Annotated in this window: 14 protein-coding genes; 9 read left to right on the forward strand and 5 right to left on the reverse strand. The window is 47.2% G+C overall.

Going from position 1 to position 14,050, the window contains the following annotated elements; genetic code table 11:
• Positions 1-21 precede the first annotated feature (21 nt).
• Positions 22-615 (forward strand): TetR family transcriptional regulator, encoded by a 594-nt coding sequence (locus ABID47_RS06275; RefSeq protein WP_354495316.1) that lies wholly within the window; start codon positions 22-24, stop codon positions 613-615.
• Positions 616-709: 94 nt separating this feature from the next.
• Here the strand turns inward: ABID47_RS06275 and ABID47_RS06280 are convergent, their stop codons facing one another.
• Positions 710-1,105 (reverse strand): hypothetical protein, encoded by a 396-nt coding sequence (locus ABID47_RS06280; protein WP_354495317.1) that lies wholly within the window; start codon positions 1,103-1,105, stop codon positions 710-712.
• A gap of 259 nt (positions 1,106-1,364) precedes the next feature.
• On the opposite strand from ABID47_RS06280, the gene ABID47_RS06285 reads away from it, so the two are divergent.
• The 4 genes from ABID47_RS06285 (at position 1,365) to ABID47_RS06300 (ending at position 5,461) form a co-directional block, all read left to right on the forward strand.
• The gene (locus ABID47_RS06285) at positions 1,365-2,558 is read left to right on the forward strand and encodes an NAD(P)/FAD-dependent oxidoreductase (RefSeq protein WP_354495318.1); all 1,194 of its coding nucleotides are present in this window, start codon (positions 1,365-1,367) and stop codon (positions 2,556-2,558) included.
• 21 nt (positions 2,559-2,579) lie between these two features.
• Positions 2,580-3,443: an RNA polymerase sigma factor SigJ gene (gene sigJ, locus ABID47_RS06290; protein WP_354495319.1), complete on the forward strand. Its 864-nt coding sequence runs from the start codon at positions 2,580-2,582 to the stop codon at positions 3,441-3,443.
• Positions 3,444-3,768: 325 nt separating this feature from the next.
• Positions 3,769-4,611: a 23S ribosomal RNA methyltransferase Erm gene (gene erm, locus ABID47_RS06295; RefSeq protein ID WP_354495320.1), complete on the forward strand. Its 843-nt coding sequence runs from the start codon at positions 3,769-3,771 to the stop codon at positions 4,609-4,611.
• An 82-nt stretch (positions 4,612-4,693) separates the two neighbouring features.
• The gene (locus ABID47_RS06300; RefSeq protein ID WP_219990088.1) at positions 4,694-5,461 is read left to right on the forward strand and encodes a class I SAM-dependent methyltransferase; all 768 of its coding nucleotides are present in this window, start codon (positions 4,694-4,696) and stop codon (positions 5,459-5,461) included.
• A gap of 115 nt (positions 5,462-5,576) precedes the next feature.
• Here the strand turns inward: ABID47_RS06300 and ABID47_RS06305 are convergent, their stop codons facing one another.
• The gene (locus ABID47_RS06305; protein WP_354495321.1) at positions 5,577-7,049 is read right to left on the reverse strand and encodes an MFS transporter; all 1,473 of its coding nucleotides are present in this window, start codon (positions 7,047-7,049) and stop codon (positions 5,577-5,579) included.
• A 390-nt stretch (positions 7,050-7,439) separates the two neighbouring features.
• On the opposite strand from ABID47_RS06305, the gene ABID47_RS06310 reads away from it, so the two are divergent.
• Together ABID47_RS06310 and ABID47_RS06315 are read left to right on the forward strand one after the other, a co-directional pair.
• Entirely contained in the window at positions 7,440-7,880 is a 441-nt protein-coding gene (locus tag ABID47_RS06310; protein ID WP_354495322.1) for a DUF5946 family protein, read from the forward strand.
• A 470-nt stretch (positions 7,881-8,350) separates the two neighbouring features.
• Complete coding sequence (locus ABID47_RS06315) at positions 8,351-10,090, forward strand: Rieske (2Fe-2S) protein (RefSeq protein ID WP_354495323.1); 1,740 nt, start codon at positions 8,351-8,353, stop codon at positions 10,088-10,090.
• Between the two features lie 336 nt (positions 10,091-10,426).
• Here the strand turns inward: ABID47_RS06315 and ABID47_RS06320 are convergent, their stop codons facing one another.
• Positions 10,427-10,876 carry a MarR family winged helix-turn-helix transcriptional regulator gene (locus tag ABID47_RS06320; RefSeq protein ID WP_354495324.1) on the reverse strand — a complete coding sequence of 150 codons (450 nt, stop codon included), beginning with the start codon at positions 10,874-10,876 and terminating at the stop codon, positions 10,427-10,429.
• 134 nt (positions 10,877-11,010) lie between these two features.
• Between ABID47_RS06320 and ABID47_RS06325 the strand changes: the two genes are divergently transcribed.
• Positions 11,011-11,877 carry an SDR family NAD(P)-dependent oxidoreductase gene (locus tag ABID47_RS06325; RefSeq protein ID WP_354495744.1) on the forward strand — a complete coding sequence of 289 codons (867 nt, stop codon included), beginning with the start codon at positions 11,011-11,013 and terminating at the stop codon, positions 11,875-11,877.
• A 156-nt stretch (positions 11,878-12,033) separates the two neighbouring features.
• On the opposite strand, the gene map is transcribed toward ABID47_RS06325, so the two are convergent.
• Together map and ABID47_RS06335 are read right to left on the reverse strand one after the other, a co-directional pair.
• Positions 12,034-12,786, reverse strand: a complete 753-nt coding sequence (gene map, locus ABID47_RS06330; RefSeq protein WP_251676265.1) for a type I methionyl aminopeptidase — start codon at positions 12,784-12,786, stop codon at positions 12,034-12,036.
• A 5-nt stretch (positions 12,787-12,791) separates the two neighbouring features.
• Positions 12,792-13,394: a TetR/AcrR family transcriptional regulator gene (locus ABID47_RS06335; RefSeq protein WP_354495325.1), complete on the reverse strand. Its 603-nt coding sequence runs from the start codon at positions 13,392-13,394 to the stop codon at positions 12,792-12,794.
• A gap of 192 nt (positions 13,395-13,586) precedes the next feature.
• Here ABID47_RS06335 and ABID47_RS06340 point away from each other — a divergent pair, with 192 nt between their 5' ends.
• Positions 13,587-13,919, forward strand: coding sequence for an iron-sulfur cluster biosynthesis family protein (locus ABID47_RS06340; RefSeq protein ID WP_354495326.1), 333 nt, complete (start codon positions 13,587-13,589; stop codon positions 13,917-13,919).
• Positions 13,920-14,050 lie beyond the last annotated feature (131 nt).

Genomic DNA, 14,050 nt, shown 5'->3' on the forward strand with positions numbered 1-14,050 from the left:
CAAGAGAAAGAGGGGGTACACATGTCTGTAAATCCCGAAGATCCGCGTGTTATACGAACCCGCCAATTGTTCGTGCAGGCGTTTAACGATTTGGTTGAGAAAAAGAGAAACCTCTACTCCATATCTGTGCAAGATATCACGAAACAAGCAGCTGTAAATCGAACAACATTTTATGCTCATTTTCAGGACAAATATGACTTTCTTGAATATTGGATGAAGGAAAAATTCCAAATGGCAATAAGGGATAGACTGCTGCAAGAAACAAGATGCAATGCGAACAATTTGCGAACCCTTCTTCAAACCCTATTCGAGTTTCTTTTACGGTTTCAACAATGTAGTACGCCGGGAGACAAACCGTTTGAAGCGATGTTTGAAAATGTCATACATCAGGATCTTTATCGACTCCTGCTTAAACGGGTCAATGAAATGGATACACAGGGCTTTTCGCCAGATAAACTAGAAGCTGCAGCACTCGTTATCAGTTGGGGCATGTTCGGAACGGTTTTGCTGTGGAGCCGGAACCCTCAAGATCACTCCGTAGAAACGATGTTTGAAGAGGTTGTTGAGGTTTTATCAGTCAATTTGGCTCCATTTTGGGAGCAAACAGCCAGCTGAAGAGAACCAAAAAGTCATAATCACATCATTGTGTTTATGACTTTTTAGCGTATAGGAGGGATTCAAATATCCGGATCGTCAAAATGGAGACGGCTTAGTAGAGAATATTTGGACTTTTATAGGAGGGGAAGAGTATTTTCCATTTGCCATTAAACTTTTTTAGCGTGAAAGTCACATCTCTGGGGCTTGGTTTATTTTGCTCGGTTAATGCAACTAAGGCAACGTAACTATCTTTTCCTAAAACAAAGAACTTTTTAATGGAGTAGCTCACGATTTGGTTTGAAATCGCATTTCGTTTATAACTTTCGAATGGCTCAGCAAATCCATTTTCAAAAACAATACATTGATAAGCTTCTTCGATATGTAATTGTTTTAGACTTCTAAGGTAGAAATCTAGGGTCTTTTCTGGATCAGACTTATGAATATAATCAAAGAATATAAACGCTATTGCAATACCAATGATGACTCCAATGACTCTTTTCGTTGTCACAACCACCTCCGTTTCAGTTCTATCGCCCCATGTGATTATACATAATTTCTTGCATAACTTGTATAAAATTTGGTATGCTTATCAGCCGCATTGTTGCGGCTTTTTGTGTTTAAATACGTTGCTCAAATAGACTAGAACTTAGTGACTTAGCCGATTTAAATAACGTATTACATGGACTCATGAAATTTTTGTGCGTATCCGATGTCACAAATCAGAGCCTTACATCGTTCTTTGTGCAAAATGCAAAAGGAGCTGAGGAATGATGAAGGACTTGACCTGTGTCATCATTGGAGGAGGATATGCGGGGCTTCAAGCGCTCAAATCGATACAGAAAAAAACACGGGGCATAGCGAACGGACGGAGGATTCGGTTTGTTCTCCTCGACAAGCAGCCGGGTCATTTGCGCAAATTGAGAATGTTCCGTCCAACCGCGACCGAGGAAGAGATTATAATCCCCTGGAATCAGTTAACTCTTAAGGATGTCGATTTCGTGCAAGGCTCGGTTGCGTCTGTGGAAAGTACCGAGAAACGGGTTCGATATACAGACTCACAAGGAAATGATGCCCGAATGCGTTATGACCTCCTAGTCGTGGCGGTGGGCAGCATCGTTCGGGAACCGGATCCCGATCAAGGCGGCATCGCTTTGACCGACCCACAAGCTGCGGAAGACATCCGGGAGCGCTGGCGCGCAAACCTTCAGAAGGCTGCCCGCGAGATGAACCCTAAGGAACGCAAGAGACTGATGACCATCGCGGTTGCAGGAGCTGGGATCAGCGGCATTGAGACGTCGGCCGAGCTTGCGCTCGCCATGAGGAAGGAAGCCATGGCGTTAGGTTTGAACCCATCCGAGGTCTCCGTCTATATGCTGAATGCAAAGGAACGATTGCTCCCGGAAGTGTCGGGGAAACTTAGACGGAAGCTGGAGCAGCAGCTTATCGAATGCGGAGTAACGGTGCTTCACAATCGTAAGGCGCTTCGGGAGGAAGCAGGATCATTGGCACTCAATAACGGCGTCTGTCTGCCGGTTGGCTTGTGTATTTGGACTTTAGGCTTGATACCCAATCCTGGATTGAAGGGTATGGGGCTGCCCCTTACACTTGACGGGAAGGTAATGGTGGATGAATGCTATCGCGTCAAAGGGATGCCGGACGTTTACAGCATTGGTGACTGTTCAGGAATTGTTGATCCGAGAGACGGCAGAGCTACCCAGATGACGTGCTTTGAAGCGGGGGAGCAGGGGCTTCGGCTGGGGTCAATCGTGAGGGCGGATTTAGAGGGCCGTCCCGCTCCAAGTCATCATTCCGCCAAATCGAATATGGATGCGTTCACCATCGCACTGGGGCAAAAAGGAGTGTTCTGGATGCGCAAATGGGGGATCGATATGGTTATGACCGGAAAACTTCCGGGAAGAATCAAAAAGCTGGTAGAAGATACCGCCAGTATGCTTAGATAGAAATGATCGGAGGGACGGCGATTGGAAGAACTGTACGGTCAATATAAATCACTGCTGTTCATATTGGCTTATCAGCTGACAGGTTCTGCGGCGGATGCGGAAGATGCGGTACAAGACGTGTTTATGAAGGCTTACGATGTACATGTAGAGTGTTTGGAGGAGCCTAAAGCGTATTTGTGTAAAATGGTAACCAATCGCTGCCTTGATCTGCAGAAGTCAGCGCGGAGGAGGCGGGAGATGTACGTTGGTCCATGGCTCCCCGAACCTTTTCGTACGCCGGAAGTGGATACGCTCGAGACGACGGTTGTCCGCCGGGATATGCTATCCTACGCGATGCTCGTTATGCTCGAGAGACTGACGCCGACAGAGCGAGTGGTTTTCGTCCTGCGTGAGGCGTTGGGTTTTGAATATCCCGAAATTGCCGAGCTGCTAGGTAAGCAGGAGGCGAACTGCCGAAAGCTAATGAGCCGGGCAAAAAGCAAGATGGGAATATCCGAAGGGGAACAGGTTACGGCCGAAGTGACCGAAAGGGAGTGGGTTAGCCGGTTCCTCACATCCTTCGAGCAAGGTAACATCGATGAAATCCTTTCCCTTCTGACCGAAGATGTCATGCTCGTCTCGGATGGGGGCGGAAAAGTACTTGCCTTTACACGTCCGATCCAAGCGCGCGATCAAGTGGCCCGAATCCTTGCCGGTGCGTTCGAGGGCATAAAGCCCTACTATCAGGGAAGTCTTCGCTCCGAGTTTGCCTTTTTGAACGGGGAGACCAGCATCGTGCTCCGCTCAGGGGACGAAACTGTGGCGGCTATATTTTTACAACTCCGTTACGGAAAGCTTGCCGGAATCTACATCGTAAGAAACCCGGATAAGCTTACTCGGGTATAGGTAGTTTTAATTGCAGGTTTTCAGCGGGGGGCTGCGGCTCCCTTTTATCGTGTATCGAGGCATTTTTAATCGGGAAACGATAATTTTTGCAGTATCTTTTTGACTGGTAAAGTTTAGGTGTGTTACTATAACTCCGTATCGAGTTTTTCATGCTAAGGAGAGACAACTTTTATGTATTGCATCTCATTTTTTCGTATTCGTTAATGAAAGGTACAGAACATTTGTAACCCTCTAACTCCTTATTCTTTTTAAGGGTATTTTGTTGGGTTTATTTGTGCTGTGCCTTTTTCATTTCCTATTACGAATGAATGAGGTGCTTTTTATCATGCCTAAATACGATTCAAGAAATCGTAAAGCGTTGTCAAATTTCTCTGGACAACACTTGTTAATCAATAAATTTTTAATTAAAGAACTGGTAGATCTGGCTCAGATCAATCGCAGCGATATGGTCATCGATATCGGTGCAGGAACAGGGGCAATAACTTTTCCGTTGGCCGAGAAAGCAGGGACTGTCATCGCAATCGAGAATGATCCTGCAAGCATACAGAAACTAAGAAGCAAAATAAAAGAAGAAAATAATATTAAAATCAGGCAGATCGATGTTCTTCGGTATGAACTACCACGAAGTCCATTTTGTGTGGTGGCTAATATACCGTTTTCAATCACTTCTCCTATATTTGAAAAGTTTTTGGGGGACACATCGGTGCAGCTGCAAAGAGCTGTTTTTATTATCGAAAAAGGGGCTGCGAAACGTTTTACAGCAGATCCGATGACGAATCCGGTTATTCTAACGTGGAGAATGTGGTATGATATTCGGCTCGTTCGAACCGTTCCATCGAGTCATTTTTCACCACCGCCGAGTGTTGATTCAGCCGTTGTAACGGTGATTAGGAAGAAGAATCCAGCGGTTCCGATAAACCTTCGGAGAAAGTTTATCGCCTTTGCTTCACATGGTCTGCGTTATCCCCGATTACCTTTTTACGAAGCGATGAACGAGGTGTTTACGCCGCCGCAGATTACAAAATTGGTAAGGGAGCTAAGGATAGATCGTAATCAACCCATCTGTAGCTTAAATGAACAACAGTGGGGGATGTTATTTCTTGCAATGACCAGACACGTAGCCTCCTATCGATGGCCAAAGTCACCAAAGAAAAACAAACGTCAATAATGTCGGATCATCCATATGGAACCAACTAGCCGCAGGTGGTAGACTAACGCTAATTAATTGTGTTAGGGGTGTGCATAAGCATATGAAAAGTTTAGAGCACAATAAAAACATTTGGGAAGAAAAAGTAAAGCAACAAAGCCGTTGGACCGTTCCCGTATCCAGCGAAGACATTCAACAGGCAAGGGCAGGCAATTGGAGCATTGTGGTGACATCCGTAAAACCTGTACCCAAAGTATGGTTTCCTGATCTTCATGGAAAAAAAGTGCTTTGCCTTGCTTCTGGCGGCGGACAGCAAGGGCCGATACTCGCAGCAGCAGGCGCGGATGTAACCGTATTGGACTTTTCGAAATCGCAATTGGAACAGGATGCCCTGGTTGCGAAACGCGATAAATTATCGATCCGAACCGTTCTTGGCTCAATGACTGATTTGAGTATATTTGCCGCGGATAGCTTTGATTTGATTGTGCATCCGGTATCCAATTTATATGTACCTGAAATCCAGCCGGTCTGGCAAGAAGCATTCCGTGTTTTGAAACCCGGAGGTTGTTTAATCAGCGGATTTATGAATCCCGTATTTTATTTATTTGATTGGGAGCTTCAAGAGGAAGGGGTCCTCCAAGTGAAACATTCCATCCCTTATTCGGAACTCGATTATTCAACTGAAGAAGAGATTGCAAAGAATGGAATACCCCTTGAATTCGGCCACACGTTGGAGCAGCAATTGCAGGGTCAAATCGATGCCGGTTTTGTCATTGCCGGGTTTTACGAAGATACCTTCGGAGGGGAAAAGCTCTTGGACCGCTATACAAACAGCTTTATTGCAACACGAGCCATAAAACCTAAAGAATAATGGATGTTTCGCGATGTTGTTATAGGGCCAATCGTTGAGCTTTGTTTACGATTACAAGAACCGGATTCTCGTAGGGATCCGGTTCTTTTCTTGTTGTATTTCATTGTATTTGCGATCATTCAAACTCTACCTTTTCCGAATTTTTAATCGGACGAGTCCCTTGCCGTTTTCTTTGCGTGCCCAGTAAAAACAGTCCAAGCAGGATGGCAAGAGCAAGAAAGGCTGCGAACAACCGAAAACCAACATTCGTCGCATGAATAAGGGCATCCCTTGATGAACTCATGTCATGATTCTGGGCCCCCGACAACAAATGAGAAGCAACATCAGACTTTGCCACCCATTGAATGATGACCAGAACAAGCGCTTGGCTGATCGCACGGCACATATTGTAAACGGTCCAGAACACTCCCGATGCGGGCCCTGCTTGATTTTGTGGAGCCGCTGACAGCACTGCTTTAGCAAGCGATGGCCAGGAGAGCCCGGTTGCTGCAGATATAATCAAAAGCGGAATGATGACAGCTGCACCCGACATCTCGGCGCCGAGCTGTCCGAGTAATAGGATCGCAAGACCGATTAGAAACGAACCGAGCAATATCATTCTTGCCGGGCCGAAACGGTCCGCAAGTTTGCCTCCTAAGGGAGCCGTGAACAGTTGGGGTACAGATAAAGGGATCAGCATGAGCCCTGCTTCCAAGGGACTGAGGTGTTGAGCACCTTGCAGATAAAGCGTCAAAAGAATAGAGACAGCGAAATAACCGATGCAATAACTCGCCGTGATGCCAAGCCCAATTGTATAATCCCGATAGCCGAGGAGACCTAGATCAAACAAAGGGTGTCGGACTTTTTTCTCAATGAAAACGAATGCGATCCAAAGGAGAATTCCAAGAGCGAGCAGCCCAAGCGTTATACTCGATGCCCATCCCCAAGTTTGCGCTTCCGACAAAACAATGAGAAATGCGGTTAATCCTGTCCCATAGGTAAGTAAGCCTGGCCAGTCCGTTCTGGCTTTTTGCAGTTCCGCAGATTCTCTTAAAATGAAAACTCCGGCGATCAAGCCCAAAATTCCGAGCGGAACGATAACGTAGAACATGGAGCGCCAACCGAACCCGCCGATGAGTGCGCCTCCGACAACAGGGCCGAGAAGAGAACCGGTCACCCATGCGATGTTGTTGATCCCAAGGGCCCTTCCAAGCTCTTGGGGAGGAAAGGTCCGCATCAGAATCGGGGTGGATGCTGCCATCGCCATAGCGGCACCTGCTCCTTGCAGCAGACGAGCGAGGATCAGCACCGTACCGGAACCCGCCATTCCGCAAAGAGCGGTAGCAATAGTGAATAAAGCAAATCCCCATAGAAAAATCCGTTTCGTTCCGAACATGTCTGACCAACGGCCGGCAGGAAGTAAAAATACAGTACTTGTGATGTAGAACGAGGTAAGCGTCCACATTCCCAGTTCAAGCGAAAGATGCAAATCCTCCATGAGTGGAGGGAGACCATTGACCACAATCGTCGCATCCAGATTCGTGATAAAGGAGACCAGCGTGACGACAAACAATACGGACCATTTGCCCGATTTCCTATGTGTGATCATAAAGGGCACCTCCTCGTTGGGATTGTTACGCTTATGGTCCGCCACAATTTTTTTTCGTTTAGCATCTGGTCATACGTGAGTTGCAAGTCAACCGATATCATGCTATCCCTCCTAAACGCTTTTTCATCTTGCTTGAGACTTTGCACAATTTTAACACTTCAAAAAATAAATGCCGCCGAAAATGGAGCATCTATTTTTGGCTGGTTTGAGTTTGAAAAAGAATTGAAGCTCGTGGATGCTATCTTCACGCATTATCTATTGACTCTCTCGCAAGGTGAAGGTTTATGATTTAGAAGAGGTCAGCTGCATCTAAAAATATGGTTTGAAAAAATAAGGATAAAAACGCTTAACATAAAGGGTTTTTATTGCGGTGGATGAGGAGGAAAATACATGCCGAATACTTGTGTTCTATGCAACGCCGATCTTCCTCAGGGGATTACCTGCGAATCGATTTTCCACGAATTTTTGGCACTTGAATTCAATGATCCAAGCTATGGACAGGTTCACTTTCTCACCGTTGCCACCTACATGGTTCAACACCAAGGTTATAGCGATGAGATGTACGCTTGGATCCAATCCGCATTACAGAAGCATTTGGAGGAAGGCTACGCAACGGAATCGATTCGCCAAGATATGGCCAAAGGACCCGGAAGGACGAAGGGGATTCGAAGGCCATTGGATGCGCAGCCTCTCCCCACAATATCTTGGACCATGACGATCGCTGACGTGGCGGCGCAGATGTATGACGCCGAAAGCTATTGCAAGCTCATCGAGCAGTGGGGACGTACTACGTTGAAAGAGATGGGACCCCTTGTTTTGAAAAAGATTTAAAACTTTAAGGAAAACTTTTAATTGTCGACGCACCCCTTCCCTGTCCAAGACAGCTCCTGTCCGTTCCAGAACGTATTTACGCCTGACTTGAAGGACGGCTCGGTGGAGCGTGGCCATCTTGGCGGAACAGTGGCTGAAGAAAACATATGCCGTCTTGAAAGGGTAGGAATAGACCGAAATGAAAATCCTGATGCTGCAAAGTTTTAAGTGAGCCAGAGAACGATAAATTGAAATTTTGTTAAGATCAGGGATGAAGAAGGACCAGTTCACGTTGTGGAACTGGTCTTTTTGTTCTGTGATTGCAGGCTAAGAAGGCAACATTCAGAGGACAAGAGCTTGTTGCTGGTTATCTGAAATCAACATAGTAAAAAATTTATCGACTTTTTAAATAAAAATGTTTAATAAGTGTCCGGAATCATATAATCTGTATACAAGGAAAGCAAATGAATTCAAAAAATGGAGGCGTTCTCATGAATGGTTGGATTCAGGCGGGTTCGGTAGAAGAGCTTCGAAATCAAGGGCCGAAGTTGATCAAAGGGGGCATCGTCGTTTTTTATCACGAGGATCAAGTGCATGCGCTTGATAACCGATGTCCTCACCTCGGTTTTCCTCTCCACATGGGCAGTTTGTGCAACGGAATTTTGACATGCCACTGGCATCATGCAAGGTTTGATGTATGCAGCGGGGGAACGCTCGACCCTTGGGCGGACGATGTTCCTGTACATGATCTTACCGTTCATGACGGGTTGATTTGGGTCAACCCAAGTTCCCGAAATGGCAATCAAGTACAACTGTATAAGGATCGGCTTCTAAGCGGACTTGAGCAAAATATCGGTCTTGTCATCGCTAAGGGCATCGTCGGATTAATGGAGGCGGGCGTTCCGGGGAAGGAAATCGCGGCGGTCGGGATCGAATTTGGAGTCAAACAGCGCAGGGAAGGGTGGGGTTCCGGATTAACGATTCTGACTGCGATGACCAACATTCTGCCTAAGCTGCATAAGCAAGGCCAGATCCTTGCGTTGTTTCAAGGATTGCTGCACACGGCGCGCGATTCAGCCGGAAGCGGAACGCGCTTCTTGCTCGATCCGTTTCCGAATACAGACGTCTCCATAGAACGGTTAACGGAGTGGTACCGCGAGTGCATCGAGGTTCGGGATACGCGCGGCGCGGAACGGGTGCTTCTGACCGCCGTTCAGGCGGGGGCGGATGAGGGACGGTTATTCTCCATGATGAGCATGGCGGCGACGGACCATTTTTATATTAATGGAGGCCACACGCTGGATTTCCATAATAAAGCTTTTGAGAGCTTAAAGTATGTCGGACACGAACAGCGCGCTGATGTCCTCGCTTCGCTCGTTCCGATGTTTGGGAACGCATCACGCAGCGAGGAGCTTCATAGCTGGCAATCTCCGGTCAATTTGGTTCAGCCGTTGAAGGAAGCGTTCGAGGAGTTGTCCAGTCAGGGAGTTTCATCTGGAAAAGGGGGCCCCGGGATTGACGATGAGGAACTGCTTCAAGCGCTGCTCGGAGACGATCCGCTTCGGACGATTCGCTTGTTAAAGGAGGCTTTGCTCGGTGGCGCCTCTCCGGTGCGTATATCACAAATTGCCGCATTGGCTGCGGCTGAACGGATCGTCCGCTTCCCTATCCATAACGATTTCGGAGACTGGATTTCGGTACTGCACACGTTCACGCATGCTCACGCGGTTCATGAGGGCTTGATTCGTTCCGCCGATCCAGGGCTGGTTCGGGGGATTTTTCATACGGCGGTTACCATTTACCTCGACCGGTTTTTGAATATCCCGGCTGCCCCGAGACCAAGTGCAGTTAGCGCGAGCGAAGAAGTTCCGCAGCCCTCGGAACTGCTGGAGATTCTCGATAAGCAGCAGCAAGTGGCGCCGGCTGCGGCATGGGTGATGCGTTACCTGCGCAGCGGCGGTAAGCCGGAGCCATTATTCAACGTTCTGGGTCATGCACTGCTGCGAGAGGATGCGGAATTCCACTCCTTCCAGATGTACGAGGCAGCCGTGGCGGAATATGACCGCTGGGCATCCGAGTCTGGGCCATTTGCCGAGAAGGCGTGCGAAACGCTGATCCTTGCAGTTACCCGTTATTTGGCCGCGCATGCTCCGACTTCCCGTGAGTTGCCTCATACGGCGAAAATTGCATGGCGGCTCCATCGCGGAGAGAAATTGTTCGAGGAAGAATAGGTGATTCGGTGACGATGTCATTCCTATGATGTAGATTGAATTGTGCTGAAAATAGGCTTTCGATATGATCGGAAGCTTATTTTCCTTTGTATAGAAAAGAGATCATGTACTATTGAGAGCTGATTTAAGCTGTAAAAGATATAGCGATGTAATTACATAATATTACAAAGTGATCCGTAATCCGCATGACTTTAACGGAATCTTTCAATGTTCTGAATTGGAACTGCATAAGAAAATGGTTGAGTATATTAGTGGATGATTGCCTGTATTAGGGTACCATCTGAGGTTGAAAATCACCGGCATTCGTGCCGGTGATTTTTTGTTGAACGTTCTATTTTACAAACCATTAAAGCGCTTAAGCATCTGAATAAAAGCCTCGAGGCTGGAGTCGTCCCAATCCGAAATGCGGTGATAAAATTCAGCTCCTTTTTCATTCATGGCCAGAACGGCTTTGTCCCTTCCCAAATCAGTTACAGACAGCACGACGCCGCGGCGATCATGGGGGTCGGGTTCGCTATGAACATAACCTGCTTTTTTGAGCTGGGCGACGAGTCTGCTTACGGAGCTTCGGTCCATAGCCAAGGATTCAGCCAATGAGGTAGCGCTGGACGGACCGTATGCTAGAAGCCATCGAACCAGTAGGAACGCAGCGGGCTGCAAATTCGGATCAAAGACAGCCGCTGTTTTTACATGAAGGGCATGGGATGCGCTTAACAGGGCATTCAGCTGCTCACCAAGATGGATTTCCAGCTGCGCTCTCCCGGTTTCGTTATTGTTGTTGTCCATAATAAACTCCTATCGAATCCAAAATAGTTGACATATATCAAACAAATAAATATAGTTGAGATATATCAATTATATGAAAGAAATAAACACTCATCAAGTTCAATGCATCCAAGTAAGGAATCGGGGAGGAATAAATCATATCAGATCCAATTATTGCGATAACAGGGGCGACGAGAGGCTTAGGACAATTGGCAGCCATTAGCCTGGCTAAGCAAGGCGCCCATCTAATATTAACGGCAAGGAGCAAAAGAGCGGCTGAAGTAACGAGAGAGATACTAAGCCAGCATGCCCCCAACGCAAAGGTGGACTTTTTTTTCGGTGATTTTTCACTCATGGACCAAGTCAGACAGGTAGGGAATGAAATACGCTCTGCTTATCCTAAAATTGATGTATTGGTAAACAATGCGGGCTTGCATGGTTTCGAACAACGTATTACCAAGGATGGATACCCGGAGATGGTAGCGGTCAACTATTTAGCGCCTTGGCTGCTGACGCATCTGCTGCTTCCTTCGCTGAAGAATGCTGGGCAAGCAAGAATTATTAATGTAGCTTCCGAAGCCTCCCGACATCACGGGGAACTTAAGCTGCCCCAAGACCTTACTGACACAGCGGAGTTTTCGCGATGGGGTTCCTCCAAAATCTATGGAAAGACGAAATTGTTTAATATCATGTTTACGGGTGAAATGTCGCGGCGGTTGGACGGAACAAGCATCACGGTGAATGCGCTTAATCCCGGTTTCAACGTAACGGGTCTGGGACGTGAGCTAGCGTTTTCATCGGTTCTCGAGAAGGCATTGCGATTTTTAAAAATTGGGGATCCGCGGAGAGGTGCGGGGATCATCGTTCAATTGGTCACGGATTCAAGGTATCGGGGCGTTACAGGCGGGTATTTTAATGTCGGTTCCGGGAAAGCGATCACTCCCGTACATCCCGGCGGGGATTCCAATACGCAAAGTCTGTTATGGAATGCCACTGAGACATTGTTAAGGCCCTATTTATAAAAAACTTTGAGATCATCTTGCTGAGATGGTGCGTTTTACAATTACGATGAAAAGGGGAAGGGCGATCATTAAGAAAGACGAAAACCCTGCCGGCTATGGCTGGCAGGGTTTGGTCTATTTCATCGAAGCGGCAGTCTTTATTCCGGAATAGAGAATCTAATTCTTTTGCTCGGTCAATATGATCGGTCCATCCGCAGTTATGGCGATCGTATGCTCGTACTGCGCAGAAAGTGATCCATCGGCGGTTCTGGCAGTCCATCCGTCGGCATCAACCGTCATGAATGCTTTTCCGGCATTGATCATCGGCTCAATCGTCATAACCATTCCTTCCTTCAAGCGGAACCCTTTGCCTGGCTTCCCGACATGGGGATAATTAGGTTCCTCGTGCATCTCCCGTCCCACGCCGTGACCGAGCAGATCCCGCACCACCGAGTATCCGCTTTTCTCCGCATGGCTTTGAACCGCGTGCATCACATCGCCGATCCGGTTTCCGACGACGGCCTTTTCGATACCAAGGTATAAGCATTCCTTCGTTACCCGCATTAAATTACGGGCTTCTTCCGACACCTCGCCAACTGCATAGCTCCAAGCTGAATCGCCGATCCAGCCATCCGCTTCCGCGACGATATCGATGGTGACGATGTCGCCTTCCTTGAGCGGCTTAGGGCTCGGAAAACCGTGCGCAATGACGTCGTTGACAGACGCACAAGTCGCATACGGATAGCCGTTGTAGCCAACCGTATAAGCCCTGGCGTTATTCTCCTTCAGGAACCGCACAGCGAACAACTCAATGTCGAGCGTTGTGACTCCCGGCCGGATCATTCCTGCGATGGCTTGATGAAAAGCAGCGACAATTCGGCCGGCTTTCCTCATTTGTTCAATTTCCGCTTTCGATTTCAGGGTGATCATTCCGATTATCTCTCCTTTGCCTGTATGCCTGAAAAAATCACGTCAACGATGCCTTCGACATCCGTCTCGCTGCGCATATTGTGGTGGATGTTCAATGCTGCACAGCCAACCAGCGAGCCAAATATCAGATTAGCTGTCTTCTCCGGTGATTTAGAACTGGTTCCATCACGAATCATTTCCACAAACGGCATATAGATCCGATCCTGAAAATGGTCTGACAGCTTGATAAACCGGTTACCAGGGAAGTGATGAAAGTTATCCGCAACCGTCTTAAGCAATATAAATATGGAGGGATCTTGAATGCACTCCTTCAGGAGCAGCCTGGAGAACGTATCCGCTTTATGCAAACTGTTGCCGTCTCCGGTCAAAACGGGCTGTACTGCCGACTCCGTTCGATACAGGGCATCCCATAATAAATCTTCCAAAAGCATGTGCTTATTTTTGTAGTAATGATACACGGTTCCGTAGCCGAGTTCAGCCTTCACCGCAACATCGCGTATTTCCAATTGGATACCTTTCTCCAAGTATACTTCCGCCGCTGCCTGCATAATTTGGTTCATCCGCATCTCGCGGATCGCGTCATTCTGTTCTTTGGTACGAGGTGACATGGCTCCTCCTTTTTTAGACCTGCAGTAATGTCAATGTAAAAACAATATACATCATGTGACGGATTCGCGCAATCAGAAAGAAATGCTCACAAAGTCTATTCTGACAACAGACGGCCATAGAAATTCACATCATCTCATGATACATTGTAAGACAACGAGAACATGAACAGCAGTGCGAGCAGGAGGTCAAATGTGAATATATTAATTGATTCCTACACGGATGAAAAATTAGCGCAAAGCTTAGCAGGACGTCCCGGTTTTTTTAAGCTTTTTTATGATACCGAGGACTGCGGATGTAACGGGGTGCTGGCCATCGAGATTCTTGAGCAGCCGCTTGACACCGATATTAAGGTTACAGTAGAAAAATTTACTTTTCTGGTCGACAGGCAGCAGGAAAGCTTATTCGACAACGTGTTGAAGCTGGAAGCGGACCGAGCATATCCGTCGTTTAAGGTGTCCAGCGATTCGGCATTGTACAGTACCAATGTCAGAATCAGGGACGCCAGGGACAGTGCTGCAAAGTAGTTTTTTTGTAGTCTGGATTCAAAAAATGTAAGACGACAAGAACATACAAAGAGAATAGCCGCATAACTGCGGCTTTTTTTTGTTTTTAACAATGCCTGGATTACAGGCCGTTGTTTCAGCATCCAGAATAC

It is taken from the genome of Paenibacillus favisporus, from assembly GCF_040545415.1.
GTDB lineage: Bacteria > Bacillota > Bacilli > Paenibacillales > Paenibacillaceae > Paenibacillus_AQ > Paenibacillus_AQ favisporus.